This is a genomic window from Saccharopolyspora soli (assembly GCF_022678645.1).
Classification (GTDB): domain Bacteria; phylum Actinomycetota; class Actinomycetes; order Mycobacteriales; family Pseudonocardiaceae; genus Saccharopolyspora; species Saccharopolyspora soli.
In genome coordinates, this window is record NZ_JALBWV010000036.1 from 44,039 (window position 1) to 59,967 (window position 15,929).

15 protein-coding genes and 1 riboswitch are annotated in these 15,929 nt (G+C 70.1%); of the genes, 5 read left to right on the top strand and 10 right to left on the bottom strand.

The window, feature by feature from the left end; all coding sequences use genetic code 11:
- The first annotated feature begins 41 nt into the window (after nt 1-41).
- Genes MOQ72_RS25335 through MOQ72_RS25345 form a run of 3 tightly spaced genes read left to right on the top strand, consistent with a single transcriptional unit; the run spans nt 42 to nt 3,600 of the window.
- Nucleotides 42-533 (top strand): (2Fe-2S)-binding protein, encoded by a 492-nt coding sequence (locus tag MOQ72_RS25335; RefSeq protein WP_242188132.1) that lies wholly within the window; start codon nt 42-44, stop codon nt 531-533.
- The gene (locus MOQ72_RS25340) at nt 530-1,516 is read left to right on the top strand and encodes an FAD binding domain-containing protein (protein WP_242188133.1); all 987 of its coding nucleotides are present in this window, start codon (nt 530-532) and stop codon (nt 1,514-1,516) included. Before MOQ72_RS25335 ends, MOQ72_RS25340 begins: the two co-directional genes overlap by 4 nt.
- Nucleotides 1,513-3,600: a xanthine dehydrogenase family protein molybdopterin-binding subunit gene (locus tag MOQ72_RS25345; RefSeq protein ID WP_242188134.1), complete on the top strand. Its 2,088-nt coding sequence runs from the start codon at nt 1,513-1,515 to the stop codon at nt 3,598-3,600. The genes MOQ72_RS25340 and MOQ72_RS25345 overlap by 4 nt, the downstream gene beginning before the upstream one ends.
- Here the strand turns inward: MOQ72_RS25345 and MOQ72_RS25350 are convergent.
- The 7 genes from MOQ72_RS25350 to MOQ72_RS25380 form a co-directional block, all read right to left on the bottom strand.
- Entirely contained in the window at nt 3,568-4,452 is an 885-nt protein-coding gene (locus MOQ72_RS25350) for an SGNH/GDSL hydrolase family protein (RefSeq protein ID WP_242188135.1), read from the bottom strand. The two genes, MOQ72_RS25345 and MOQ72_RS25350, sit on opposite strands and share 33 nt — an antisense overlap.
- Nucleotides 4,453-4,543: 91 nt before the next feature.
- The gene (locus MOQ72_RS25355; RefSeq protein ID WP_242188136.1) at nt 4,544-4,930 is read right to left on the bottom strand and encodes a YybH family protein; all 387 of its coding nucleotides are present in this window, start codon (nt 4,928-4,930) and stop codon (nt 4,544-4,546) included.
- Between the two features lie 246 nt (nt 4,931-5,176).
- Nucleotides 5,177-6,331, bottom strand: a complete 1,155-nt coding sequence (gene larC, locus MOQ72_RS25360) for a nickel pincer cofactor biosynthesis protein LarC (protein WP_242188137.1) — start codon at nt 6,329-6,331, stop codon at nt 5,177-5,179.
- The gene (larB, locus tag MOQ72_RS25365; protein ID WP_242188138.1) at nt 6,328-6,996 is read right to left on the bottom strand and encodes a nickel pincer cofactor biosynthesis protein LarB; all 669 of its coding nucleotides are present in this window, start codon (nt 6,994-6,996) and stop codon (nt 6,328-6,330) included. The genes larC and larB overlap by 4 nt, the downstream gene beginning before the upstream one ends.
- A complete protein-coding gene (larE, locus tag MOQ72_RS25370) occupies nt 6,993-7,817 on the bottom strand; it encodes an ATP-dependent sacrificial sulfur transferase LarE (RefSeq protein WP_242188139.1) in 825 nt (274 codons plus the stop codon). The genes larB and larE overlap by 4 nt, the downstream gene beginning before the upstream one ends.
- Before the next feature lie 4 nt (nt 7,818-7,821).
- Nucleotides 7,822-9,117, bottom strand: a complete 1,296-nt coding sequence (larA, locus tag MOQ72_RS25375) for a nickel-dependent lactate racemase (protein WP_242188140.1) — start codon at nt 9,115-9,117, stop codon at nt 7,822-7,824.
- A 140-nt stretch (nt 9,118-9,257) separates the two neighbouring features.
- Nucleotides 9,258-10,019, bottom strand: coding sequence for an SDR family NAD(P)-dependent oxidoreductase (locus MOQ72_RS25380; RefSeq protein ID WP_242188142.1), 762 nt, complete (start codon nt 10,017-10,019; stop codon nt 9,258-9,260).
- 169 nt (nt 10,020-10,188) lie between these two features.
- Between MOQ72_RS25380 and MOQ72_RS25385 the strand changes: the two genes are divergently transcribed.
- Nucleotides 10,189-11,244: a LacI family DNA-binding transcriptional regulator gene (locus MOQ72_RS25385; RefSeq protein ID WP_242188143.1), complete on the top strand. Its 1,056-nt coding sequence runs from the start codon at nt 10,189-10,191 to the stop codon at nt 11,242-11,244.
- Here MOQ72_RS25385 and MOQ72_RS25390 read toward each other — a convergent pair.
- Nucleotides 11,226-11,609 (bottom strand): VOC family protein, encoded by a 384-nt coding sequence (locus tag MOQ72_RS25390; RefSeq protein ID WP_242188144.1) that lies wholly within the window; start codon nt 11,607-11,609, stop codon nt 11,226-11,228. The genes MOQ72_RS25385 and MOQ72_RS25390 overlap by 19 nt on opposite strands.
- 141 nt (nt 11,610-11,750) lie before the next feature.
- A riboswitch (TPP riboswitch) is annotated at nt 11,751-11,864 on the top strand.
- On the opposite strand from MOQ72_RS25390, the gene MOQ72_RS25395 reads away from it, so the two are divergent.
- Entirely contained in the window at nt 11,855-13,183 is a 1,329-nt protein-coding gene (locus tag MOQ72_RS25395; RefSeq protein WP_242188149.1) for a purine-cytosine permease family protein, read from the top strand. (Overlaps the previous riboswitch by 10 nt.)
- A gap of 238 nt (nt 13,184-13,421) precedes the next feature.
- Here MOQ72_RS25395 and MOQ72_RS25400 read toward each other — a convergent pair whose 3' ends face one another.
- Together MOQ72_RS25400 and MOQ72_RS25405 are read right to left on the bottom strand one after the other, a co-directional pair.
- The gene (locus MOQ72_RS25400; RefSeq protein ID WP_242188151.1) at nt 13,422-14,465 is read right to left on the bottom strand and encodes a family 2 encapsulin nanocompartment cargo protein polyprenyl transferase; all 1,044 of its coding nucleotides are present in this window, start codon (nt 14,463-14,465) and stop codon (nt 13,422-13,424) included.
- A gap of 61 nt (nt 14,466-14,526) precedes the next feature.
- Nucleotides 14,527-15,927 (bottom strand): family 2B encapsulin nanocompartment shell protein, encoded by a 1,401-nt coding sequence (locus MOQ72_RS25405; protein ID WP_242188154.1) that lies wholly within the window; start codon nt 15,925-15,927, stop codon nt 14,527-14,529.
- Nucleotides 15,928-15,929 lie beyond the last annotated feature (2 nt).

The following is a 15,929-nucleotide window of genomic DNA, read 5'->3' on the forward strand; positions in this document are numbered from 1 at the left end:
CCGCTCGGGTACGCCTGGTTAAAGCGCGAGGGGAGGGGACCGTGGAAGCCGAAATCACCCTCATCGTGGACGGCGCCAAGCACCGGCTCACCGTCGACACGCGCACCACCGTGCTCGACGCCCTTCGAGAGCGGTTGGGGATCACCAGTCCGAAGAAAGGCTGCGATCACGGCCAGTGCGGCGCTTGCACCGTGCTGCTGGACGGCCGCCGGGTGAACAGCTGCTTGATGTTGGCGGCGGCCTACGACGACGCCGACATCCGCACCGCCGACGGACTCGCCGACGGCGACCTGCACCCGTTGCAGCGGGCGTTCATCGAGCACGACGCGTTCCAATGCGGATATTGCACGCCCGGCCAGGTGGTTTCGGCAGTGGGCGCGTTGGGCGAGATGCGCGATGGCGAGCCGAGCGCGGTCACCGACGAAGACGTCGGGTTGGCCGACGAGATCCGCGAGCGGATGAGCGGCAACCTGTGCCGCTGCGGTGCCTACGCCAACATCGTTCCGGCGATCGTGGAGGTGGCGCAGCGATGAAACCGTTCCGGTACCAGCACGTCGCCGACGTGGACACCGCCGTCAGCACCCTCTCCGAAGCGCCCAACGCGGCGTTCCTGGCTGGCGGCACCAACCTGGTGGATCTGATGAAACTTGAGGTCGAGGTGCCGGACGTGCTGGTCGACGTCCGGCGGCTGACCTCCGACCGGATCGAACAGCACCCGGACTTCGTGCGCATCGGCGCTTCGGTCACCAACAGCACCCTGGCGGCCGACCCGGTGATCCGCGATCGGTTCCCGGTGCTGTCGCAGGCGGTCTTGGCGGGCGCGTCGGGACAGCTGCGCAACCTCGCCACCACCGGCGGGAACCTGTTGCAGCGCACCAGGTGCGTGTACTTCCAGGACGTCACCACGCCGTGCAACAAGCGAGAACCGGGCACCGGGTGCCCGGCGCGGGAAGGCTTCCACCGCGAGCACGCGATACTCGGGGCGTCCGAATCGTGCATCGCCACGCACCCCTCCGACATGGCGGTGGCGCTGGCCGCGCTCGATGCGGTCGTCAACACCCGAGGTCCGCACGGAGACCGGGCGATTCCGCTGGTCGAGCTGCATCGGCTGCCCGGCGACGAGCCCGAGCGGGACACGATCCTGGAGCACGGTGAACTGATCACCTCGGTCGACGTCCCGTTCCTGGAGTACGGCGCGCACTCCCGCTACCGCAAAGCACGGGACCGCGCCTCGTACGCCTTCGCGCTGGTGTCGGTGGCTGCGGTGCTCGATGCCCCCGACGACACCATCCGCGACATCCGGCTGGCGTTGGGCGGGGTCGCGCACAAGCCGTGGCGCGCGACGCGGGCGGAAGCGGCGCTGCGCGGGGTCAGCGCCTGCACGGCGGCCTTCCGCGAGGCGGCCGACGAAGAGCTCGCCGACGCCCGACCGCTGCCCGGCAACGAGTTCAAGATCCCGTTGATGCGCAACATGATCGTCGGCATCCTCGCCGAACTGCTGGGGGTGTCGCGATGACCGTCACGACCGGCCTGATCGGCGCCCCGGTCGACCGCATCGACGGTGCCGAGAAGGTGCGCGGAGCCGCGCTGTACGCTGCCGAGCACCCCTTCGACCGGCCGGTTCACCTGTACCCGCTGCAAGCCGATATCGCGCTGGGCCGGATCACCGGTATCGACACCGCGGAGGCGCTGGCCGAACCGGGTGTGGTCGGCGTGCTGACCCACGAGAACGCGCCGCGACTGGCCATCACCCAGGACGCCGAGCTGGCGATCCTGCAGTCGCCGGAGGTCGCTTTCCGCGGCCAGTTCATCGGCGGTGTGCTGGCCGAGAGCGCGGAAGTCGCGCGCCGCGCGGCGAGCCTGGTGCGGCCGAGCTACGAGCAGCACGCGCACGACGTCTCGCTGCACCCGGCCCGCCCGGACCTGGTCGAACCGGCGGAGCTCAACGGCGGCTTCCAGACCGACACCGCCGACGGCGATGTGGACGGCGCGTGGGCCGCCGCGCCGGTGCGCCTCGACGCCACGTACACGACGCCGCAGGAGCACAACAACCCGCTGGAGCCGCACGCCACCATCGCCGTGTGGTCCGATGGCGAACTCACCCTCTACGACTCCACGCAGGGCGTGCACTGGGTGCGCGACACGATCGCGGTGCTGTTCGGCATGGACCCGCAGCGGGTCCACGTGGTCTGCCCGCACGTCGGGGGCGGCTTCGGCTCGAAGGGACTGCCGCACGCGCACGTGGTGCTGGCCGCGATGGCCGCGCAACTCGTCGTGCCGCGTCCGGTGAAGGTCGTGTTGACCAGGCAGCAGATGTTCTCGGTGGTCGGCTACCGCACCGGCACCATCCAGCGGATCCGGCTGGGCAGCGACGCCACCGGCCGGTTGACCGCGATCAGCCACGACGTGGTCGAGCAGACCTCCCGGATCAAGGAGTTCGCCGAGCAGACCGCCGTGCCGACCCGCGTCATGTACGCCGCGCCGAACCGGCGCACCACCCACCGGCTGGTCGAACTCGACGTCCCGGTGCCGAGTTGGATGCGCGCACCCGGCGAAGCGCCGGGCATGTTCGGCCTGGAGACGGCCGTGGACGAGATGGCGATCGCCTGCGGGCTGGACCCCGTCGAGTTCCGCATCCGCAACGAGCCGGACACCGACCCCGAGACCGGTCGGCCGTTCTCCAGCCGGAACCTGGTCGCCTGCCTGCGCGAGGGCGCCGCGCGGTTCGGCTGGTGGGAGCGGGATCCGACGCCGCGCGCCCGGCGGGACGGGTCCTGGCTGGTGGGGACCGGGGTGGCCGCCTCGACCTATCCGGTGTTCACCATGGCGGGCTCGCGGGCCACCATCCGGGCCCGACCGGACGGCCGGTACCGGGTGCTCATCGGCGCGGCGGACATCGGCACCGGAGCTTGGACGGCGCTCACCCAGATCGCCGCTGATGCGCTGGACGTCGGGATGGACGACGTGCTGTTGAGCATCGGCGACACCGACCTGCCGTACGCCTCCGGTGCGGGCGGCTCGACCGGGATCATGTGCTGGGGTTCGGCGATCGTGGACGCGGCCCGCCAACTGCGCACCCGACTGCCGAACGGTGAGCCGATCCCCGACGAGGGCGTCGAGGTCACCGGAGCGATCCCGGACAACCCCTACACCGGGCAGCTCGCGATGCACAGCTTCGGCGCGCAGTTCGCCGAGGTCCGGGTGTGCGCCGACACCGGTGAGGTGCGGGTGCCGCGGCTGCTGGGGATCTTCGCGGTCGGCCGGATGATCAACGCCAAGACCGGTCGGTCGCAGCTGCTGGGCGGGATGACGATGGGGTTGTCGATGGCGCTGCACGAGCACAGCGTTGTCGACCCCCGCTTCGGGCACGTGGTCAACCACGACTTCGCGGAGTACCACATCCCGACCAACGCCGACGTCGGCAGCATCGAAGTGGACTGGATCCAGGAGTCCGATCCGTACGTGAACCCGATGGGGGCCAAGGGAATCGGCGAACTCGGCATCGTGGGCACGGCGGCGGCGATCGCCAACGCGGCGCATCACGCCACCGGAGTCCGGGTCCGAGACCTACCGATCACCCTGGACAAGTTCCTGACCTGACGGCCCGGAACCGCGTACGCCGGAGTGGCGCCGGAAGTCCGCAGCGCTGAGCGGGGTGGGCTCGCGCCGCCGCAGCGCGTCCCGGACCAGCGTTGTGAGGGCGTACCGGGCGAGGTCGTGGCCGCGTCCGAACAGCCACGGCAGTCCTTTGGCGACCAGCCACCGGAAGTGGTCGAAACCGCTGGCCCGCGCCCCGCCGGAGCATTCCAGCGAGACCTCGCCGGGCACCGCCAGCCCGGCCGCGCCGAGCCGGTCGGCGAAGGCAGCGGCCAGCATGCGATGCCCGAGCTCGGACGGGTGCAACCGGTCGACACTCCACGCCTCCGGCCGGTACACGCCGGGCAGTCGGTCCAGATCCACGACACCGGCGGCGTGTTCCTCGGCGACCGCCGCCAAGATCCGGTTGAGCTCGCCGATCCGCCTGGTCAGCGCGTGCCGCAGCGGTCCGGGCAGCCGGAAGACCCGGCTGTGGTCGTGGTAGCGGATCGTCACGACGACCGTTCCCGCGGTGGTGAGGGCGTGCACCACGGCGTTGAGCTGCTGCCGCAACAGCGTCGCGTCGAAGTCGGAGCGCATCGTGTCGTTCATCCCGACCATCAGCACGGCGGCATCCGGCGCGGCGTGCAACGCGGCCGGGAGTTGGGTGTCGTGCACGGCTGCGACGCGTGCCCCGCTGGTCGCCAAGTTCGCCAGCCGCGCCGCCCCGAGCGCGTCGGCGAGCAACGGCGCGAATCCGCGCCACCGCCCGCCGATCACCGGGTCGCCGATGCCCACGGCGACCGAGTCGCCGAGGACCGCGAGGGTGCGTGCTCTTCGCGGACCGGGCCAGTCCGCCGTGATCGCGTCCTGCACCCGATCATCGTGATCGCCGTTCGTCCTGCGGCGGTAAGGCCGCGGTGACCAGTCGGCGACCGCTGGGCGAAGAATCGGCGGTGTTGGGCCATCAGAGGTAGTCAGCGCGGTAGGACTTGTCCGGCCAGAACGGCCATTCCTCGAACGCTCGGCATTTCCCGTTGGGATCGAACCGCAGGATCCACAGGTCTCGGTACTCCTGCGGCACCGAGCCGCCGTACCGGACTTCGACCCGCACCACCGCGGTGTCGCCGTCGACGGCCACCACGCGGCTGGTCAGCTGGAACTCCTCGTCCGGCCCGTGGCGTTCGGCCTCCCACATCCGCGCGATGGCGGACAGACCGGCGACGGGCGCCCGGTACGGGGCCTGCTGATAAGTCGCGTCCGAGGTGAAGATCTCGGCGAGCAGGTCGGTACCCGGCGCCCGCCACGCGCGCTCGTACTCCACGACCCACGCATCCACTCGCTCTCGGTCCATGACCTGAAGAGTCTGGCAGCCACGAAGTGCTCGCGCAGCGAGCAACCGCCCACCAGCCTCGCTACCCGACGCTGAACCCGCCGCACCACAGCGCGAGTCGCACCCGCGTTCCTCCGATCGGTGAGGAGTGAAGGGCACCTTTTACCGGCATAGCTGGTAAAAGGTGGCCCTTCACCTCGCCCTTATCGTGTGAATCGGCGGCGTTGGTTGCGGTCGCGGAGTGCGTTGCCGGTTGTCAGCCGCGGTTTATTGGGGTGGAGCTTCGGCGAGGGCTTGGGTGGCGACCGTGCGTAGCGGGCGGCCGAGGGACTTCGCCGCCGCCGCGACGTCTTCGTGTTCCGGTTTGGTTTGCCAGGGGCCGTGTTTGAGGCGGATCTCGTGGCCTTCGACCGTGACCGTCGTGGTGTGGCGGGGCAGGGCTTGGCGGTCCACCGCGTGGTGGCGGATGCCGAGGCTGCCCGTCTCGGAGAGGACCAGCTCGGCCAGTTCCGCCTGCTGCTCGGGTCGGCAAAGCACGTGCAGCACGTGCGCCGGGCGGGACTTCTTCATCGTCGCCGGTGTCGTCCAGATATCCGCCGCACCGGCTTCCAGGGCCCGGTCGAGCAGGTGCCCCAGCAACTCGCCGGTGACATCGTCCACATTGCACTCCAGCACGACCATCGGTTCGGTCGGTTCGGTCGGTTCGGCGCCCAGCGGCGCACCGAGGGTCGCCGAGAGCACGTTGGGGCGCTGCGGAAAACGACGCGTGCCAGCGCCGTAGGCGGTGTCCTGCACGGTCATGGCCGGGGGCGGGGTGAACCGCGTGCCGATCGCTTGCAGCAGGGCGGCACCGGTCGGCGTGACCGTCTCGCCCGGCAGGTCAGTGCCGACAACGGCCGCGCCGCGCAGCAGTTTCAGGGTGGCGGGGGCAGGAGCTGGCAGCACTCCGTGACTGCACCGCACTGTCCCGCTGCCCAGCGCCAGCGGCGCGGAATGCACTGCGGTGACGTCCAATGCGTGCAGCGCGGCGGCCACACCGACGGTGTCCACGACCGTGTCGAGCCCGCCGATCTCGTGCAGGTGCACGTCGTCCGGGTGCTGGCCGTGCAGAGCGCCTTCCACCTCGGCGATCGCTGTGATAGCCGCAACGGCCAACGTCGCCACCGGTTCGGGCTGCGCCTGTCGGACACGCGCGATGAGTTCCGAGGCATGACGTTCCGTGCTGGTGTCCTCGACGTCGACCACGGCCTTCGTCGCCGCGATGCGGTCCACCTGCACCGCCTCCGTGGACAGCCGCCAGCCCCGCAGCCCCGTCGACTCGATGGCCGCGCGCACCTGGTCCAGCGGTGCGCCCAGGCCGAGCAGCGCGCCGAGCAGCATGTCCCCGGAGACACCGGTGACCGGGTTGAGCCAGAGGATCATCGGGGTCTCGCCACCGTGTGCGCCAGCCGGTGCGCGGCCATCGCCGCGGCGAAGCCGGAATCGATGTTGACCACCGTGAGCCCTGCCGCGCAGGAGGTCAGCATGGCCAGCAGCGCCGTCACGCCCTCCAACGCGGCGCCGTAACCGGTGGAGGTGGGCAGCGCGATCACCGGGCAGGCCACCAGGCCGCCGACGGCGCTGGCCAGCGCGCCCTCCATGCCCGCAACCACGATCACCGCGTCCGCCCGGCCGAGTTCGTCGCGCACCGCCAGCAAGCGGTGGACACCGGCGACGCCGACATCGCGGACCACCTGGACCGACAGCCCGATCGCGGTCGCCACCGCCTCGGCCTCGGCGGCCACCGGCCAGTCCGAAGTGCCCGCCGTGGCGATGCAGACCCGGAACGAGCCGGGGGCGGCCGGACGCCACACCAGCAGCCGCGCGGTTTCGTGGTAGGTCCCGCCGGGCACCTGGACCGCCGCGGCGACATCGGCTTCGACGCGGGTCACCAGCACCGGCCCGGTGCTGCGGGAGAGGAGTTCGGTGACGATGCCCGCGATCTCCGCCGGTTGTTTGCCGGGCGCGTAGACCACCTCGGGGAGCCCCTGCCGGGACTCCCGATCGGTGTCCACCCGCGCGTAACCGAGGTTGGTGAAACCGGTCATGACGCGGTCCGGGTCGGTAGCAGCGGCAGCAACACGTTCATCCGTCCACTTTGGAACCCCGCCATGTCCAGCGCGCAGAACTCGAATCCGGCGCCGCGCACCGCGTGATCCAGCTCGACGTGCAGCGCCGCGGCCCGGTCGATGTCGGCGGCCGGCACCTCCAGCCGGGCTACCGTGCCCTGGCCGTGCGCCCGCACCCGGCAGACCTCGAAGCCCAGGCCGTGCACCGCCGCCTCGGCGCGCTCGATGCGGCCGAGCACCTCCGGAGTCACCGGGTCGCCGTAGGCCACCCGCGAAGCCAGGCAGGCCGCCGCAGGTTTGTCCGCAGTGGACAGACCGAGTTCCTGGCTGGCCCGGCGAACAGCGTCCTTGCTCAGCCCGGCATCCACCATCGGCGCGATCGCGCCACGCTGCGCGGCGGCCTGCTGACCCGGCCGGTGATCGCCGAGGTCGTCCAGGTTGGTGCCCAGCGCGATGCGCGCGCCCATCGTCGCGGCGAGCGGTTCGAGCGCGTCGAACAGCGCGGATTTGCAGTGGTAGCAGCGGTTTCCGTCGTTGGCGGCGTACTCCGGCCGATCCGCCTCGTCGGTGCAGACCTCGACGTGCGCGAAGCCCTGGCTGCGGGCGAAGTCCTTGGCCTGCTGCCGCTCAGCGGCGGCGAGGCTCGGCGAGACGGCGGTGACCGCGAGCATCCGCGAGCCCAGCACCTCGTGCGCCACCACCGCCAGCAGCGCCGAGTCCACACCGCCGGAGAACGCCACCACCAGCGCTTCCTCCGCGCCGAGCCGGTCCCGGAGGCGGTCGAGTTCGGGGACGCTCACGGGTTCACTCCTCTCCTGTGCCTGCCAGGTACGGGATGGTCTGCGGTCCCTCCGGCAGCACGCAGACCCGCGCTGTCGGCCCGGCCACGGCGAGTTCGTCGAGCACCGCCTGCTCGACATCGGCGCAGTGCGCCAGATGCGCTGACCGCAGGTCATCCCGCGACAGGTATTCGCTGTGCACCGCCACCCGCGCGGTGCTCTGGATCTTCGCCTGGATCTGCACCTGCCACTGGTCGGGCACGGTGTACTCGCGCGCCTCGATGTCGGCCAGCAGACCCTGCGGCGACGCGGACGAGGCCAGCACCTCGCGGAACGAGCCGTGGTCGGGGAAACCGTCCCGGCACTCGGCGGCGCAGATGATCAGCCCGCCCGGCTTGACGACCTTCGCGGCCGCCGACATCCCCTTGACCGACTGGTAGAGGTTCTGGTCCAGCGGATACCCGGAGTTGGTCGTCACCACCACGTCGAAGGGCGCCGGGACCGGCCGCATCGCCAGCCGCTCGGCCGCCGCGCACGCCGCGCGGTGCATCGGCAGCAGATCACCGGCGAACGCCTCGATGATCTGCTGCTCGCGGTTGAGGATCACGTCGAAGGCGAAGTCCACGCCGGTGCCCGCCGCGATGGCGCGCACGTCGTCGTGCACGGGGTTGCCGTCGATGACACCCCAGGTGGCGTTCGGGTGCGCGATGCGAGCCGCGTCGTGCAGGGTCAGCACGGTGTCCAGGCCCGCCAGGCCGGGGGCCACCAGCTTGGGGCCGCCGCTGAACCCGGCGAAGAAGTGCGGTTCGACGAACCCGGTGGTGATCCGCACGTCGGCCCGCACCCACTCGCGGTTCAACCACACCGGCACGTCGTTGCCGTACTTCCCGCGCCACACCAGCGAATCCGCGTCGCGTGCGTCGTGGTTGACCACCCGAACCGCGTCCACGACCTCGTCGCCGAGCATCGCGCGCAGTTCGTCGTCGGTGTTGGCCCGGTGCGTCCCGGTGGCCACCAGCAGCACCACGTCCGAAGTCCGGACGATGCCGTCCAACTCGTCGAGCAGCGCCGGGATCATCAGGTGTCGGGGCTGCGGCCGGGTGCTGTCGCACAGCGACACCGCCACGGTCTGGCCCGGCCGCACGCGGTCCCGCAGCGGCGGCCCGGCCACCGGGTTCCGCAGGGCCTTGCGCAGCACGGCCCGCTGATCGGCGGCACCGGGCCGGAACTGCGGCTCGACGACCGTGGTGTGCTCGCGCGGCAGGTCGATGTCCAAGCCGGTCTGGCCGTAGGCCAAGCGCACCCGCACCGAGTCAGCCACGACCGGCCGCCCGGCAACGGGAAGACCTCACGAGTTGCATTGCGTTCCTCTGCGTAACGGTCCGGGCAGGTGGTCTGACCAGACTCTAACCGGATTCACCCGACGATCCCATCCCCCCGCCGACCGAGAACGACGTACAGCTAGATAGCTGTCATGCCGCCGTCCATGACGAAGGCGCTGCCGTTGACGAACCTGGCTTCGTCTCCGGCGAGGAACGCGATGCCTGCCGCGACCTCTTCCGGGCTGCCCATCCGGCCGTCGAGTTGGCGCTGTTCCATCGCCTGGCGCGCGGCGTCCGGGTCGGGCGCATCCGCCAGGATCTTGCCGATCCATTCGCTGGCCACCGTGCCGGGGCAGATCGCGTTGGCGCGGATGCCCTGGTGCGCGTAGTCGACCGCGATGGACCGGGTGAGGCCGATGACACCGGCCTTGGACGCGCAGTAGGCGGCGCGTTTGCGGACCCCGACCACACCCGCCACCGAGGCGACGTTGACGATGCAGCCGCCACCCGCGGCCAGCATCTTGGGCAGCACGATCCGGCAGGTCTCGAACAGCGCGGTCAGGTTGATGCCGAGGACGGTGTCCCAGTCTTCGCGGCTGGTCTCGGTGAGGGTTGCCGCGACGCCGACCCCGGCGATGTTGGCCAGCAGTCGCGGGGCAACGCCGAAGTGCTGTTCGGCGCGCTCCACGGCGGCTTCGAAGGCGGCGGTGTCGCGCACGTCCAACGCGACCGGCAGTGCCTCGGACCCGGCTTCGGCCACTGCCGCCGCGGCCCGCTCGGTGCCGTCGGCGGCGATGTCGACGGCCACGATCCGATAGCCGGAGGTGGCGAGCTTGACCGCCGTGGCGTAGCCGATGCCGGAACCGGCGCCGGTGACGATCGCCGTGCGAACCTCGTTCATCGTGCGGGTCCCTCCGAGTCGTCCAGTGTGGATGCGGTTGCTTCCCGGTGCGGGGGAAAACCGGTTTTCGTCGCCGCAGCCTATGCCGTCCGGGACCTGCGGTGTCAAGGTCCAGATGACACGTTCCGGCTAGGAGACCGGTTTTCCACCATTGCGCTATGGTCGGCGGGTGACGAATCGGCAGGGACGGGCCCGGCTGGTCGACGTCGCCGAGCGGGCCGGGGTGACCAAGTCGGTGGTCTCCCGCGTGCTCAACGACGATCCGACGCTGTCGACGCGGCCGGAGACGCGGCGGCGGGTGCTGGCCGCGGCCGCGGAGCTCGGTTACCGAGCGCACGCGGGCGCTCGCGCGCTGGCCGGTTCCAGCGCGCGAGCCATCGCGATGCTGATCCCGGACCTGACGAATCCGGTCTACGCGCGGATCCTGCGCGGCGCCTACCAGTGCGCCCGGCAGGCCGGGTACGTCGTGCTGGTCACCGAGGACGCGGCGGGGACTGAAGCCGACGAATCGATCGCCGACCTGGTCGCGGCCGGTCGGGTGGACGGGCTGCTGATCGCGTCAGCGCGTGCTGGCCACCCGCTGCTGGTCGAACCGGCGCTGGCCGATGTGCCGCACTTGTTCGTCAACCGGGGCGTGCCGGGTTCCGGGCGCAATGTGCTGATGGACGGCGCGCAGGCCAGTGCGGCGGCCGTGCGGCACCTGGCGGCGCACGGCCACCGCGCTATCGGCCACGTGGCCGGGCCTGCCGAGATCGAGCCGTCACAGGGCCGGGAACGGGGATTCCACCAGGAGATGCGGGTGCGCGGCCTGGTGGGACCGATGTCGCGCGGTGAGTTCACCGGGGCGGGTGGGGCAGCTGCGGCCGAGCGGCTGTTGGCCGAGCACCCCGAGCTGACGGCCATCTACGTCAGCATGTTCAGCCAGGCCGTCGGGGTCGCGCACGCGATCCGGGAAAGCGGTCGGCGCATTCCCGAGGACGTGTCGTTGATCAGCTACGACGACCTGCCCTTCGCCGACTACTTGGAGCCACCGCTGACCACGGTGGCGATGCCGGTGCAGGACCTGGGGCGGGCGGCGGTCGAGGCGTTGCTCGGTCAGCTGCGTGGTGAAGCGCCGCACGACGTGCTGGTCCCCGCAACGCCCGAGGTCGTCGACCGCCGCTCGGTGTGCTTCGCGCCGCGCCCGTCTGACCAGGTGAAATCCGGTTATCCGCCGCTGCCGTAGGGGCGGGTGAGGATTTCCAGGATGTGGCCGTCGGGATCGTCGAAGTAGACGCCGCGCCCGCCGTCCCGGGTGTTGATCCGCCCCGGTTCCTGGTGGGCCGGGTCGGCCCAGTACGCCAGCTGCTGCGCCTTGATCCGCCCGAAGATCTCGTCGAACTCCGCTTCGCTGACCAGGAACGCGTAGTGCTGCGCGATGATCTCGCCGTCGGTCTCCAGGTAGTCCAGGGTGACGTCGTTGCTGGTCTGCACGCAGACGAACGGTCCGAAGGGTTCCGGCTCGGGCAGCCCCAGCAGGTCGGCCAGGAATCGCGCGGAGGCGATCTTGTCGGTGGCCGCGACGATCGTGTGGTTGAGCTGAACAGCCATGATTCGCTCGCTTTCCTCAGTCGTTCAGCGACGTCCTAGAGGCTAGGAGCTCTACTTAGGTCGAAGTCAACGCCTGCCGACGCCGGCTTCTCGCGTTGGGGGCTTTTCGGTGGCTGGCCCGAGCGGGGTAGGGTGTCGCCGACGTATCCACGCGGGAGCTCGGGCGCACCGGGCTGAGAGGGTGGCACCGCACGCGCCACCGACCGCTGAACCTGTCCGGGTAATTCCGGCGTAGGGAGCTGTTGATGGCGCTGGACGCCGATCGTTCCGAAGTCCCGCACACCCTCGACGAACCGGCGCCCAAGACGCTGGGCGTGCTCGACCAGGGCGCGTTCTGGGGCAACCTCGGGGTGAGCCTGCTCGGTTTCAGCGGTGCGCTGGCCGTGCTCGCGCCGAGCGGAGTACCGCAGCTGTCGTTCCTCGCCGCCGTCACGGCGTGTGTGGTCGGCACCGTGTTGGGCAGCATCATGGTCGGCATCGCGGCGATCCCCGGTGCCCGCACCGGGGCTCCGTCGATGATGCTGCTGCGCGGCCTTTTCGGCACCAAGCTGTCGTATCTGCCGACCGTGCTGAACATCCTGCAACTGGTCGGTTGGGGCACCTTCGAACTGCTGGTGATCGCGCAGGGCGCGGCGGCGATGTTCGGCGGTGGCCCGCAGTGGCTGTACGTGCTGGTGGCCGGGGTGCTGACCACCGCGCTCACGTTGCGTCCGCTCGGTGCGCTGCGGTTGCTGCGCCGCTACGTGAGCATCGCGGTGGCGATCGCGATGGTCTACTTCTTCGTCCAGCTGCTGCGCCATCCGCTGCCGGAGCTGAACAACGGTTCCTGGCAAGGGTTTTGGCCCGGTGCGGACGCCGCGCTGGCGGTCGCGGTGTCCTGGATCCCGGTCGCCTCGGACTACTCGCGGCACTCGAAGTCCGCGGCTGGCGCGTTCACCGCCGCGACGGTCGGCTACTCGGTCACCCAGATCGCCTGCTACTTGCTGGGATTGCTCGGGTTGGCGTTGGTGGGCGGCGACGCGGACAAGGCGTTCGACCCGCTGCTGGCGGTGCCGCTCGGGGTGATCTTCTTCGGAATCCTGGTGTTGCGCGAGGTCGACCAGTCCTTCGCCGACACCTACTCGACCGCGGTGTCGATCCAGAACCTGCGGCCCAGCACGGACCGCCGCGTGCTGAGCCTGGCGGTCGGCGTGGTGACGACGTTGTTCGCACTGACCCTGGACATCGCCCAGTTCTCGAACTTCCTGCTGCTAATCGGATCGGTGTTCGTGCCGTTGTTCGGCGTGCTGGCGGTGGACTACTTCCTGCCCGGCCGCCGCCAGAGCTGGGACCTGTCCGCGCAGGCCCCGTCCCGGTGGGGGATGCTGGTGGCCTGGCTGCTGGGTTTCGTGGTGTTCCAACTGATCAACCCCGGCGAACTCGGCTGGTGGACGAAGCTCTGGACGGATCTGCAGGCCCTGCTGGCCTTCACCCCGCCAACCTGGCTGAGCGCCTCGCTGGCGTCGTTCCTCACCGCAGCGGTCGCCGCAGCCATCATCGGCACCGCCACTCGCCGATCCCGGAAGTCGCAGTGACGCGGGTGGGGTGGCTAATTGGAACGAACTCTCAACATGTCTTTGTCTTTTGAAGCGGCGCAGCCGCTTAGCCCACCTGCGCAGCTTGCACCGCCGCGGGTTCTCAGAGGTTTTCTCGCGAGGACAGCCCCGACGTGGTGTATTGGACATACATGATGTCGGGGATCCCAGAGCGAGAAAGCCTCTGAGGTTCCGCGACTTGCACCGCTACGCGAAATGAGCTTGGAAACAGAGAACTTCAATAGTCGCGGTGGGTTATTAGTTGGGCTAGTGCGCTTAGTTCTTCGGCTGCTCTTGGGGCGGGGTCTGCTCGGCGGAGGTCGCTGAGGGCCGAGGCGAGGAGATCGTCTGCTTGGTTCTGGCTCCAGGTGCGGCCACCGGCCAGGGCGATGAGTTCGGCGCATTGGGCCAGGTCGCTGCCGGACAGCGGCTGGTCGCGGAGGTAGAGGGCGGCCAGCCGCTGACCGGCGGGCATGCCGGAGGTCAGCGCGGAAACCACCGGCAGGGTCTTCTTGCGGGTGCGCAGGTCGGAGAACACCGGTTTGCCGGTGATCGCCGGATCGCCCCAGATGCCCAGCAGGTCGTCGACGTGTTGGAAGGCCAGACCCAGCCGTTCGCCGAAGCTGCGCAGCCGGGTGATCTGCGCGCCCTTGCCGCCCCCGAACAACGCCCCCAGCGCGCAGGCGCAGCCCAGCAGCGCCCCGGTTTTGTCGCGCGCCATGCGTTGGCATTCCGCCAGGTCCACATCCCGGCGTTCCTCGAAGTCGAGGTCGGCGGTCTGCCCGTTGATCAGGTTCAGCACGGCGGTGCTCAACGTCCGAACCGCGCTGGAAGCCTCGGGATGCCGACAGGAGACCAGCACATCGGCGGCCAACGACAGCAGCGCATCACCGGCGAGGATGGCCGACCCGCTGCCGAACACCGTCCACGCGGTGGGGCGATGTCGACGGGTGACGTCGCCGTCCATCACATCGTCGTGCAGCAGCGAGAAGTTGTGCACCAGCTCGACCGCGACGGCGGCGGGGACCGCCGAGGCGGCATCGCCGCCGACGGCGGTGGCGGCGAGCAGCACCATCGCCGGTCGCAGCGCCTTGCCGCGGTCGGCGCGGACCGGGTTGCCGCGCTCGTCCCACCAGCCGAGGTGATAACCGGCGATCTGCTGCATCCGGTTGGGCAACCGGTCGACCGAGGTCCGCAAGGCGGGCTCGACCATCGCGCGGCTGCGCGTCAAAGCCTCGTAGGCCGCGCCCGCCTTGTTGGCGTCGTGCTGCATGGTGGCCATCCGATTTCCCTTTCGAGCAGGCGATTTTCTTCCAAGGGCGTGTTGAGCGGCTGGGGGCGGGTCAGCGGGCGATTTCGACGTGTTCGAGGACGCCGAGCGCGTCCGGAACCAGTACCGCGGCGGAGAAGTAGGTGCTGACCAGGTAGGAGATCACTGCCTGTTCGCTGATGCCGGTGAACCGGACGTTGAGGCCGGGGCGGTATTCGTCGGGGATCCCGGTCTGCTGCAGGCCGATGACGCCGTGGTCCTCCTCGCCGGTGCGCAGCACCAGGATGGAACTGGTGCCGTCGGCGGTGATCGGGATCTTGTCGCTGGGCAGGATCGGTACGCCCCGCCAGGCGTGCACCTGGCGGCCCTGCGCGGTCGCGGTCTGCGGGTAGATGCCGCGCCGGTTGCACTCCCGGCCGAAGGCGGCGATCGTCCTGGGGTGGGCCAGGAAGAACCGCGACTTGCGGCGTCGGGACAGCAGTTCGTCGAGGTCGTCGGGGGTGGGTGGGCCGGTGCGGGTGTGGATGCGCTGCCGCAGGTCGGCGTTGTGCAGCAGGCCGAAGTCGCGGTTGTTGATCAGTTCGTGCTCCTGGCGTTCACGCAGCGCTTCGATGGTAAGCCGCAACTGCTGCTCGGTCTGGTTCATCGGTTGGTTGTAGAGGTCGGCGACACGGGTGTGCACCCGGAGAACTGTTTGGGCCACGGCGAGTTCGTACTCGCGCGGTGCCAGTTCGTAGTCCACGTAGGTCCCGAGCAGCCGCGGTTCACCGGAGTGCCCGGAGGTGATTTCGATGTCGGCTTCGCCCTGCCGGTTCTGCGGTGGCGCGGGGTTGTCGTGGTTCGCGGCGATGTGCGTTCGCAGCCGGTCGAACTGGTTGTTCACCTCCAGCAACGCCTGGCGGCTCAGGATCAGCGCGGTGCACGGGGTGACCGCCTTGAACGTGCTGTCCCATGTGGACTGATCGGTGGCCAGCACCTGTCCGCCGAAGAACTCCCCGTCGGCGAGCACGTCGAGCACCGTGTCGGCGCCGTATTCACCGGTGCCGACGCGGTTCACCTTGCCATGCGCGATGAGCACCAGCTGGCCTGCGGGCCGCCCGGCGGTCGCGATGACCTGCCCCGCCTCGAACTCCTGCTGCACGAACCGATCGGCCAACGCGCTCAGCGCCGCGTCGTCGTCGAATCCGCGCAGCAATGGAAGTTCGCCCAACTCCTGGGGGATGACCTGCACCTGGGCACCGGTGTTGGTGAAGGTGATCCGCCCGTCGCCGACCGCGCAGGTCAACCGGCGGTTCACCCGGTAAGTGCCCGCTGTGAGGTTCACCCACGGCAGCATGCGAAGCAGCCAGCGCGAAGTGGTGCCCTGCATCTGCGGCTGCGACTTGGTCGTCGTCGACAGCTTCCGCGCCGCCGCGGTGCTCAGGCTCAGCGCGGTCTGGTCCGGCACGTCCAGCTCCGGATCTGTGACGGTCACGA

What these genes read in the sequence shown, in the direction of transcription:
- MOQ72_RS25340 (WP_242188133.1), top strand. Translation starts at nt 530, where the DNA reads ATGAAACCGTTCCGGTACCAGCACGTCGCCGACGTGGACACCGCCGTC.
- MOQ72_RS25345 (WP_242188134.1), top strand. Translation starts at nt 1,513, where the DNA reads ATGACCGTCACGACCGGCCTGATCGGCGCCCCGGTCGACCGCATCGAC.
- MOQ72_RS25355 (WP_242188136.1), bottom strand. Translation starts at nt 4,930, where the DNA reads ATGGACCGAGAGCGAGTGGATGCGTGGGTCGTGGAGTACGAGCGCGCG.
- larC (WP_242188137.1), bottom strand. Translation starts at nt 6,331, where the DNA reads ATGATCCTCTGGCTCAACCCGGTCACCGGTGTCTCCGGGGACATGCTG.
- larB (WP_242188138.1), bottom strand. Translation starts at nt 6,996, where the DNA reads ATGACCGGTTTCACCAACCTCGGTTACGCGCGGGTGGACACCGATCGG.
- MOQ72_RS25380 (WP_242188142.1), bottom strand. Translation starts at nt 10,019, where the DNA reads ATGAACGAGGTTCGCACGGCGATCGTCACCGGCGCCGGTTCCGGCATC.
- MOQ72_RS25390 (WP_242188144.1), bottom strand. Translation starts at nt 11,609, where the DNA reads ATGGCTGTTCAGCTCAACCACACGATCGTCGCGGCCACCGACAAGATC.
- MOQ72_RS25395 (WP_242188149.1), top strand. Translation starts at nt 11,855, where the DNA reads ATGGCGCTGGACGCCGATCGTTCCGAAGTCCCGCACACCCTCGACGAA.
- MOQ72_RS25400 (WP_242188151.1), bottom strand. Translation starts at nt 14,465, where the DNA reads ATGGCCACCATGCAGCACGACGCCAACAAGGCGGGCGCGGCCTACGAG.